We start from the raw sequence: 9,289 nt of genomic DNA, 5'->3' as shown, positions 1-9,289 counted from the left end.
ACCAACTTCAAAGGCCGGCCACTTCGCGGCCGGCTGATTCTCTGACGCTCCGCGTCAGGCTTCTGGTCTGCTCCGCAGCCCAAAAGAGAGATTAAGAGCGAATCAAGAAAGCCGCAGGTCAGAGCGTTGCTGACTATCTCTCAGGAACATTGGACTAGCGTTTTCGTCCACTCCTTTCCCCCATAGGGGAACTCTATCAGTTGACAGGTCCCTTAGAGGGGAAACGAACGGATGAAACGGGCGTTGCGCGGTTCCCCTAGAGGGGAAGTGGCCTTAGGTTGGTGTTACTCGATTCCCCATAAGGGGAACACTGGTGATGGACAGTAGGGGCTGATGGCACGTCAGGTCAGGGCGGTGAACGCCGAAACCGGCGAATTTGTACAGCTCGAACTTCAGGGAGAAGGCAGCTACGCGTGGAGCGGCGGAGGTCGGCACGCGAACGTTAGCAAGGGGGTTGGGAAGAAGGTTTGGGACAAGTCCAGTGGGCTGAATCGGAACGACCGTGACGTGTTCGGTTTCTTCGTGTTTAACAGCCCTCGCGGAGGTGGGCCGGTCCGTAAGACGTACGCCGAGATCGCGGAACGGCTGGACATGCGTCCTGTCACCGTTGGCAGGTGCGTCGGTAGGCTGGCCCTCGGTGGACTGCTAATTGAGGCGGAGAAGGTGGGGCGTGTGAAGTTCTTTCGAGTCAACCCACGTGTGGCGTTCGACGGGCCTTCGGAGCAGCAGCGTAGCCACGTAGCGTCTCAGAAGGTGCCACACCCTAAGCTGCCCCTTGAGGAGGTGGCGTCATGACCACCGCAGCAGCAGAACACCCGGGGCGAGACTTCACGGCGGAGCAACTGCACGATGTGCTTCTCAGGATCCCGAATCTTCCCGGGGCGGACGTCCGAATGCTTTTCTACTTCGCCACTGCCGTTCCAGCGGGTGAGGCCGTTCCGGAGACCGTTTCGGCTATCGGCCAGAAGCTGGGACTCAGCACCACCAGCAGCTCCCGGAGTATTCACCGGCTGGTGGCCGGAGGATGGCTTGAGCTGGCCTACGTCGCCGCCAACATCCGCTTCTACCGCCTTGGCCCTACAGCGACCGGTGAGGCGCCGTCAGAGCCGTCAGAAGACCGTGCGGAGCTGGCTGTGATCCACCATCTTCCTGTGCGCGACTAGGTCTCGGACCCAAAAGGCCGGGGTGTTACTGCGTTCCCCTAGAGGGGAACGCAGTAACACCCCGGCCTTTTGGGTCCCCTATGAGGGACAAACCCGCCGTCGGCGGAGCATGGCTACTCTGTGTTCGCTGCCTCTCCGGGGCCGTAGTAGTCGCTGGTGGCAGGCTGGATGGGCCACCAGGCGGACGGGGCGCGGGGCAGCGGATACCCGACTACGAAAACGCCCGCTGACATGCGGATGTCTTGCACTTCGACGATCCGTTCCGGGCCGTCCGCGTCCTCCGGGAAGAAGGTCACGCGAAGGACGCGAAGCAACGGGACGCCCGTTTCGGGCATCTTGAGTTGCTCTGCTTCCGTCGGGGTTGGCATCCGTCCGCCTACCTCCTCGCGCCAATCGAGCGGCTTGCCTGCCCATTCCTCCAGTCGGTCGTACATGCCGCCGGGGCCGGTGTCGCCGGTGAGCTGCGGTAGCTCCTCAGCAACCCATGAGGCAATCCAACTGTCCGCGAGCTGTCGATGGGTTTCGATCTCAGGATCTCCGACGATGCGGCGGCGCACCGTCAGCTCAGTGCCGGCTGGTTCGCCGAGTGTGTCTGAGACGTCGGCAGGGAGCGGTGCTGTTGCCTTGCGGGTGGCTTCTCCGTCCGGCCAGGGGACGGCGCGCCAGTGCTGGACCTCGGGGCCGGAGTAGTACCCGAGGTGATCCCGCTCGATTTGGCGGCGACGCACCAACAGTCGTACGCGGTCCGGGTGCTCGCGGACGAACGTTCCGGCGCGACCGCGTGATTCGATCAGGCCCTCTCGGGTCAGCACTCCGTAGGCCTTGCGGACGGTGATGTCTGAGACTCCCGCCGCCGCTGCGATGTCGCGCATCAAGGGGAGTGCCTCCCCTGGGCGAAGCTCCCCCGCCGTAATGCGTTCCCGCAGGTCACGAGCGATGTCCTCGTACCTAGCCATGTCTCGACATCCCTCCGCTGATCACCTCGACAGAGATAGCGTATACGTCATCCTTGCAATCTGTCGGTTCTGGCGTATACGTTATCTCATGTCAGCCGGAAGTGAGCGGCCCCGGTTGGAGCCAGGGCCGCTCTGTGCCCCCGCATTGGAGTGCGAGGACATATCAGGCGTTGGAGCGCCTGACTGGTTGTCGGACCTGCCCATTTGCGACGTGAGAGGTCGACACAGTGATGGTTGCAGATTGGGGGCGCTGCTGGCGCCCCCGGCGGAGCCGGTGCTCCGCGGTGGTGGTACAGACGCGGACGGTTCTGCCGTCGCGCTGCCGCACCGAATCCGTGTTGACGGCGGTCGTTCGGCCGGCGCTCGGCGGGGACGAGATGCGGGTACGGGCGTGGCTGCGGGCGCGGCTGGACGGTGTGGCATGAGTGCGAAGGCTGCTGCCACGGCCAAGCCCGTGAAGGGCAAGAAGGGCAAGAAGGGCAAGGGCAAGAAGGAGGCCGCGCACAGGCCGCAGCCGAACTTGCGGTTGCGGTGGGTCGCGTACAACGGTGCCGCCGCCGCCCTCGGTCACGGCGTCGTGTGGTCGGTGACCGGGGACCCGTGGGCCGGAGCCGATCTTCTTGGGCGGGCGAGCGTCTCGCTTGTGCCGATCGGGGTGACGGGAGTGGTCGCCGCTGCCGCGTACGGCGGGTGGAAGGCGGGCGGTCTGCTGTCCGGGCTGCCGGGCGTGGCCGGTAGGGCCGTGCGTCCGGCCCTGGCCCTCGGAGGGGCGCTGTGGGGACAGGGTTCCGCGCCGCTGCTCACGGCCGGGATTGACGCGCTGGACGGGCTGCCCATCTTCCTCGCGCCGCTGCTGATCGCGGCCGGGGCCGGGGCTGCTTGCTGGTGGGCGCTGGAAAAGCGCTGTGCGGGCTGGTGGGTGGGACTCCGCTTCACCGCCCGTGTCCCGCTCGCCACTGTCGTACTCTCCTCCGCCCTCTACGCCCCCGGAGTCCTGCTGTGACCACTCAACTCGCCGCGACGGACGTAGTCCTCGCTGCTGGGCCGATCCTCGGGTCTGTCGGGATCTCCGGACTCACCCTGACGACCGGCATGCTGCTGCTGATGGGACTGCGCGGCTCCGACCGGGTGAAGCTCAACCGCGACAAGGCGGGTGGGGTCGGCATCGGGTTCGGCACGCTCGCGATGACGGCCGGGGACCTGTGGCAGGACGTCGTTACCGGGATCTCCGACGTCCCGACGTCCCTGATCCGTGGGTCCGGCGCCGGGGACATCGGACTCGGCGGTATCGCCCTGGTCCTCACGGTCGCCACGTTCGTACCGAAGTGGAAGAAGCTGATTTGGCCCGCGCTCCTCGGGATCTCCGCCGGGGTGATCTACGGGCAGGCGGGCGGGATCTGGGGCATCGGCGTGGGCCTGGTCCTCAAGATCACGTCCATGGTGGGCGAGCTGTGAGCGCCGCACAGGAGGCCCGCGCGGTACTGGCCGGGACCGGGGCGGCGATGACGGCCCTGCGGCGCGGGTCGGCCGTCCTGGTGGGCCGGATCTGCCGGTGCGCGGGCCGGGTGCTCGGGTCGGCGTGGGACCTGGTCAGCATCGACCCCGGGGCGCAGGCCGCCGCCGAGAAGCGCGCCGTGAAGGCGGCGAAGGCCCGCGCGAAAAAGGCCGGCGGGAAGCGCGCCGCGAAGACCGACGCGGTCGACGACGGCCAGGAGGACGACGACCGGGAGCAGGTGCCGGTGGCCGTGCCCACGGTTCGCCGCCCGCTCCTGGAGTCCCTCGGGTACGCCGTGATCGGCGGTCTGATGGTCGCCGGGGCCGCCGGGACGATCGGCGCACTTGTCGGCCCGCACCTGGTGCTGCTCACCCCCTGGCGGCCGTTGATCCTCTCTGCCGCCCTCCTCGGGTGGGTCACCGCCGCGTGGATGGTCGCTCCGCCCGCCCTGGTCGAGGAGGACCACGGCCAGGAGGACGACGGCCAGGAGGCGGCGGAGGAGGTGGCATCACCGGAGACCGCCGCCGACGCCCTGATGCGTCACGTGCTCTGTGCGCTCGCAGACGCCGAGGCCGCCGGTACGGCGGGCGTGCACCTGCGCGCCCTGGTCGAGAGCGCCGCCGAGGAGGAGCTGCTGCCGCCCGGCATGGACAAGATCGGTCTCCGGGACTGGATCGCGTCGTGCGGACTGCCCCCCACGAAGTCGCTCAAGCTGCGCGGGCACGTCGACTTCGGCGTCCGGGTGGACCGGGTGACCGAGGCCCTCGGGATGAGCCCCGCCGACGCCGTGACGAAGCTGTTCGAGACCCCGACTTTCGACCCCGCAGGGGAGGGGCTGCTGCCCTCCCCGGAGGGGGCAGGGGAGGGGTCCCCGGACGGGCCCTCCGAGGCCCCCGCCGAGAGCGCCCCCGAGGGCCCCGCCGGGGCCCCGGCGGGGGCGCTGCCCGGGGTGCGTCTGGCGGCCCGTCTCAGGCGTGCGCAGCCCCTCCTCCACTGACCGACCCGGGCCACACCCGCGGACCCCGGTAGGAGCGGTTTACCCCCCGGTTTACCTGCGGGTTTACCGCTCGGCTACCCCTGTCTACCGGGTCCGCTACCGGCCCAGCCACCCCCAGAACTCCCGTCCCCCGAGAAGGGGGCGGGCACGAAAAAACCCCGGGGCGACCGCCCAACTGCCAAGAAAGCCGGTCGTCCCCGGGGCCCCAATCCCTCACGGAATCAGGAGCCCATCATGGCACCGCAGGACAACACGCAGCAGGCCGACCCCCACGCCCGCGAGTACGACTCGCAGACCGGTGGGTGGACCAAGGTTCCGACCGAGAAGCCGGTACCGGGCGCGGGCAACGGCAGCCAGGGCCGCCTGCGGGGTGGTCGGTGATGGCACGTCACACCGCCCCCCACTGCCACGGCCGACGGATGCGACTCGACAAGGCCAACGGGCAGTACGTATGCGTCCGGTGCGGGGCCTGGCGGACCCGCCTGGTCGACCTGCTGACGGGAGGCCGGCCGTGACGCGACGGCTGGGCGTGCTCGCCCACCTCTGGCAGTGCGCCCGCTGCGGCGCGTGGGTCGACTACCAACCCTCCGACACCGGATGCGGGGCCTGCTGATGAGCAAGCCCGCGCTGCCGCTGCGTCCGCCGCCGCACGAGCGGGACGGCCGCCAGGAGGAGCACCCGCCCCCGACTCGCCCCCGGCCCTAGGCCGCATGAGTGATCGTCACGGAAGGCACCCCGCGAAACTGGGGGCAGCGCCACCGTGGCGGGAGCACGACCGGCCGGGCGGCAGCGGCTCCGCCGCCGCCCGGCCCCGTTCCGTCCAGCACCACACGCACCACAAGAGGAGTCCAGTTGACCACCACGATCGAGCCGGGAACGATCCCCGGCCCCGCCCCGGCTCCGGCCCCCGCCGCCCCCGCTCCGGGCCACCCCAGCCCGGCTCCGGCCGCCGTCGACTCCGCTCCGGTGACGCCGACCCCCGCTCCGGCGGCCGACGAACCGGCTCCGGCCCTGTCCGACTCCGCTCCGGCCGCTCCGCTTCCCGCTCCGGCCGAAGCTCCGGACCGCTCCGGCATCGTCATGCGGTGGGTGATCGGCCTCACCATGATCGGGGCGGTGGTGATCGCCGCGATCGGCTTCGCCGCCTCGTACGAAACGCTGCATGCGCTCGCGCTGGAGAAGGGCTTCGGCCCGTTCGTCGCGTCGGCCGTGCCGATCGGCGTGGATGCCGGAATCCTCGTGATGTACGGCATGGACCTGGCCCTTGCTTGGCGGCGCACTCCCCGCCCGCTGCTGCGCTACATCGGCCACTTCCTCACCCTGGCCACCATCTTCTTCAACGCCACCGCGTCCGGCCGGCCGCTGACCGCTGACCCGGTGGGCGCCGCGCTGCACGGTGTGATGCCCGTGCTGTTCGTGGCGACGGTGGAGGCCGCGCGGCACCTGGTCATCCGCACCGCGCGGGTCCGGATGGGGGCCGCGTCCAACGGGGTGCCGCTGCACCGGTGGCTGCTCTCCCCGGTGTCCTCCTGGACGCTCTACCGGCGGATGCGGCTGTGGGAGATCCCGTCGTACGCACAGGCGGTGCAGCTTGAGCACGACCGCACCGTCTACCGGGCCTACCTGGCGCACAAGCACGGGCGGCAGTGGAAGAAGAAGGCCCGCGCCGAGGAGCTGCTGCCCTTCACCATGGCCCCCTTCGGGCTCGGTGTGGAGGAAGCGCTGCGCCTCCCGCAGCAGCGCAAGGAGGCGGAGATGGCCCGCGCCGTGGCGGAGCAGGAGCGTGCCGATGCCCTCGCGGCGGCGGAGGAGATGCGCCAGGTCGAGGCGGAGCGCCGTCGGGCGGAGGCCGCGGTGGCACGGATGCGGATCTCTGCGACGGTGACGGCGGCAGAGCACACCATCACGGCGGAGCAGACCACGGCGGAAGCGGAGGCCCGCGCCGCGACGGCGGAGGCCGCCGCGCAGTCAGCGGCACGGGAGAAGGTGGCGGCGGCGCGCGCCGAGACCGACGCGCACAACGCCCTCCTGGAGGCGGAGTCGGCGCGCCTGCGGGCGGAGCGTGAAGCGCGGGCGGCGGAGCGCGCTGCCCGCGAGGAGGAGGCGGCGGAGAAGAGCGCCGCCACGGCGGAGGCGGAGGCCCGCGAGGCGGAAGCGCTCCGGATCGCGGCGCAGGCCCGCGTCGAGGCGGCGGAGGCCGAGGAGCGCGCGGCGCGGCTGGAGAAGGAAACGGCGGAGAGCCGCGAGGCCGCAGCGACGTACGAGCGGGAGCAGGAGCGGCTGGCGGCGGAGCGGGCGCAGTACGAGGCGGCACAGGTGGCCGCGCGGCGACAGGAGGCGGAGGACCGCGAAGCTGCGGCACGCGCCGAGCTGGCCGCGCTGGAGGCCGAGGACCTCGCCCGGCTCAGCTCCCGGGAGCGGGCGGAGCGCCGGGTGGCCCGGCTGATCCTCGCGGCTGGAGGCACCTCTGCGGACACGGCGGACGTGCTGCGTGAGCGGGTCACCCTGGAGAAGGTGGGCGAGCTGCTCGGCGTTGCCCGCACCACGGCCGGTGAGCGCCGCCAGGCCGCCGCCGACCTGATCATGGGCGGGTACACCGGCTGACCTGTCACCAGCACGAATGAGGCCCCGGAGCGCTCGAATCGCCCCGGGGCCTCATTGCGTTTCTACCGCATCCGACGCCCGGCCGGCAGACCGGCCGGGGCTCACCCGCACGGGTGAATATCCCCCTTGCGTACACGTGCGCAGTTCTAGGCGACAGTGCCCAACTCGCCCTGAAAGAAAGGCTCTTGACACAACCTGATGCGTTCTGTCATGTTCTGTCCCCATCAAGTCGGAGCACCCCGCACCGGCAGAGCACAGGAGGACCGCCATGGACGAAACACAGGCCACCACCGGCACGGAGCCGACGTCGCCGCTGGAACAGGCCCACCAGGCCAAGCGCGCCCGGGACCTGACGGGAGAGCTAACCGCGCTCACCCGGGGGCATGAGCAACTGGAGACCGCCTCCTGGGCACCGACCCGGATCGGGGACCGGGTAGTCCTCACCGTCGGCGCGAGCGGCGGCAGGCCGGGACACACCGAGACGTACGAAGTGGTCTCCAGCAGTGACCGTGACCCCATCTGGGAGGAGACGGAGCTGCGCCTGGTCTCGCACACGGCCGCCACCGATGCCGACGCAGGGTGGTACGCCGGACCGCCCGAGTTCGGCGGCGGCGACGCCATCGAGACAGCGTGGATGGAGGCCGGCCCCGACCGGCTCGCCATCATCCGCGGCGGCGTCGTCGTCCACCAGGGCCGCCACGCGGAGACCGGACTCCCCCCGCGCGACGTCGACGCCATCGCGGCCGCGAGCAAGTACGTCAAGCACGGCTTGAGCCCCATGGGCGGGAGCTTCCTTGCCTGCATCTGCCCCAAGGAACCTTGCGGTGGGGTATCGCAGGAGCGGAAGGGGTGCCCGGAGCACGACCGGGAACCCTGCCAGCGCTGGCACTGGGCAGCGGAGTGCCCGGCACGCTGACGACCGACAACGCGAGGGGCCCCGCACCAGAACGGTGCGGGGCCCCTCGTGTTGGGTGTGCTACAGGTTGCCGTGCCGCAGAGCTGTGACGAACTGCCCGAACGCAGTGGGGGCCATGCGTACGTGCGGCAGGGCGGTGTGTTTGGAGTCGCGGACCTCCACCGTGCGGGCGGACGCCCTGACCTGTACGCACTCGTTCTGCGCGGCGCTGTAGCTGCTGGTGATCCAGGCGGAGGGGGCGGGGGCGTGTGTCATCGGTACTCCTGTCGTGCTGCCGTCAGCAGGTCGGCGCTCGCCGCTGCGTTGGCGGCAGTGGACCGCAGATAGTCAAACATGATCTTGTATTCGGCGACGTCGTCGGGTGAGTCGAGATAGAGCCCCCGGCGGTGCAGCTCCAGGTAGATGATCGCGAAGGACTCCAGCGGATTGCCCACGTCGTCCCGTCCCACGATCACGAAGTGACCGCCAGAGCCTGCGGGCTTGGCTGCGGCCCCGAAGGGGAGGACCTGGAGGTCGACGTTGCGCGCACTGCTCATCGTCAACAGGTGGTCGAGCTGCTCGCCCATGACGTCTGCGCCGCCCACCTGGCGTAGGAGAACGGCTTGGTCCAGGACGACCCATAGATGCAGATCGGGGCGCTTGAGGATCTCTTGCCGCTGCATCCGGGCGCGGACGGATCCTTCCACATCCTCCGGGGCGGCCCGCGAGTCCTGTGCCTGGTGGAGGGCGTGCGCATAGCGCGGCGTCTGGAGGAGACCCGGCACCAGGGCGGGCGCGTAGACATGCTCGTACTCGCAAGCACCCTCGAACGAGAGCAGGGGATCAAGGATCTCCGGGACGTGCGGAACCGTCATCCACCAGCCGCTTGCCTGTGCTTTGACGAGTTCGGTGAGTGCCTCCCGTTCGTCGGGAGTTGCCTGGTAGGCGTCAGCGAGTGTGCGCACAGTGGGCACCCGCAGCAGGGCGCGGTCCTGCCACATCTCGTACCTGTTCACGGTGCCGACGCTGACCCCGGCCAGTTGCGCTGCCTGGGACTGGGTGAGCCCGGCGCGTGCCCGCAGAGATCGGAGGGCACGGGCGATTTGCATGCGTCCGGCCGGTCCGGCGATCTGGCCTGCGGTCATGTGCTCTCCAAGTCCCCGTCGGTGCTTCGGTTTT

11 protein-coding genes are annotated in these 9,289 nt (G+C 70.0%); 8 read left to right on the top strand and 3 right to left on the bottom strand.

Translation table 11 applies throughout. The annotated features are described in order from the left end of the window. Nucleotides 1-333: 333 nt before the first annotated feature. Nucleotides 334-795: a transcriptional regulator gene (locus ACIP93_RS37565; RefSeq protein WP_401766944.1), complete on the top strand. Its 462-nt coding sequence runs from the start codon at nucleotides 334-336 to the stop codon at nucleotides 793-795. Beyond that, nucleotides 792-1,163 (top strand): MarR family transcriptional regulator, encoded by a 372-nt coding sequence (locus ACIP93_RS37560; RefSeq protein ID WP_401766941.1) that lies wholly within the window; start codon nucleotides 792-794, stop codon nucleotides 1,161-1,163. Before ACIP93_RS37565 ends, ACIP93_RS37560 begins: the two co-directional genes overlap by 4 nt. A gap of 113 nt (nucleotides 1,164-1,276) precedes the next feature. Here ACIP93_RS37560 and ACIP93_RS37555 read toward each other — a convergent pair whose 3' ends face one another. Further along, a complete protein-coding gene (locus ACIP93_RS37555) occupies nucleotides 1,277-2,119 on the bottom strand; it encodes a GntR family transcriptional regulator (RefSeq protein WP_401766939.1) in 843 nt (280 codons plus the stop codon). Between the two features lie 421 nt (nucleotides 2,120-2,540). Here ACIP93_RS37555 and ACIP93_RS37550 point away from each other — a divergent pair, with 421 nt between their 5' ends. The 6 genes from ACIP93_RS37550 (at nucleotide 2,541) to ACIP93_RS37525 (ending at nucleotide 8,131) form a co-directional block, all read left to right on the top strand. After that, nucleotides 2,541-3,122: a hypothetical protein gene (locus ACIP93_RS37550; RefSeq protein ID WP_401766936.1), complete on the top strand. Its 582-nt coding sequence runs from the start codon at nucleotides 2,541-2,543 to the stop codon at nucleotides 3,120-3,122. Beyond that, nucleotides 3,119-3,574 (top strand): hypothetical protein, encoded by a 456-nt coding sequence (locus tag ACIP93_RS37545; protein ID WP_401766933.1) that lies wholly within the window; start codon nucleotides 3,119-3,121, stop codon nucleotides 3,572-3,574. Before ACIP93_RS37550 ends, ACIP93_RS37545 begins: the two co-directional genes overlap by 4 nt. Further along, on the top strand, nucleotides 3,571-4,611 hold the full coding sequence (locus tag ACIP93_RS37540; RefSeq protein ID WP_401766931.1) for a hypothetical protein: 1,041 nt from the start codon (nucleotides 3,571-3,573) through the stop codon (nucleotides 4,609-4,611). Before ACIP93_RS37545 ends, ACIP93_RS37540 begins: the two co-directional genes overlap by 4 nt. Nucleotides 4,612-4,845: 234 nt before the next feature. After that, the gene (locus tag ACIP93_RS37535; protein ID WP_401766928.1) at nucleotides 4,846-4,992 is read left to right on the top strand and encodes a hypothetical protein; all 147 of its coding nucleotides are present in this window, start codon (nucleotides 4,846-4,848) and stop codon (nucleotides 4,990-4,992) included. A 471-nt stretch (nucleotides 4,993-5,463) separates the two neighbouring features. Further along, nucleotides 5,464-7,215, top strand: a complete 1,752-nt coding sequence (locus ACIP93_RS37530; protein ID WP_401766925.1) for a DUF2637 domain-containing protein — start codon at nucleotides 5,464-5,466, stop codon at nucleotides 7,213-7,215. 268 nt (nucleotides 7,216-7,483) lie between these two features. Continuing rightward, nucleotides 7,484-8,131 (top strand): hypothetical protein, encoded by a 648-nt coding sequence (locus ACIP93_RS37525; RefSeq protein WP_401766922.1) that lies wholly within the window; start codon nucleotides 7,484-7,486, stop codon nucleotides 8,129-8,131. A 60-nt stretch (nucleotides 8,132-8,191) separates the two neighbouring features. Here ACIP93_RS37525 and ACIP93_RS37520 read toward each other — a convergent pair whose 3' ends face one another. Further along, the gene (locus tag ACIP93_RS37520) at nucleotides 8,192-8,386 is read right to left on the bottom strand and encodes a DUF397 domain-containing protein (protein WP_401766919.1); all 195 of its coding nucleotides are present in this window, start codon (nucleotides 8,384-8,386) and stop codon (nucleotides 8,192-8,194) included. Further along, entirely contained in the window at nucleotides 8,383-9,255 is an 873-nt protein-coding gene (locus tag ACIP93_RS37515; protein ID WP_401766916.1) for a helix-turn-helix domain-containing protein, read from the bottom strand. Before ACIP93_RS37515 ends, ACIP93_RS37520 begins: the two co-directional genes overlap by 4 nt. Nucleotides 9,256-9,289: the final 34 nt, after the last annotated feature.

Origin of the sequence: Streptomyces sp. NPDC088745 (assembly GCF_044751045.1) — a bacterium.
Classification (GTDB): Bacteria; Actinomycetota; Actinomycetes; order Streptomycetales; family Streptomycetaceae; genus Streptomyces; species Streptomyces cremeus.
Note: the sequence above shows the minus strand (reverse complement) of the source record. Positions and strands in the feature narration are given on the sequence as shown.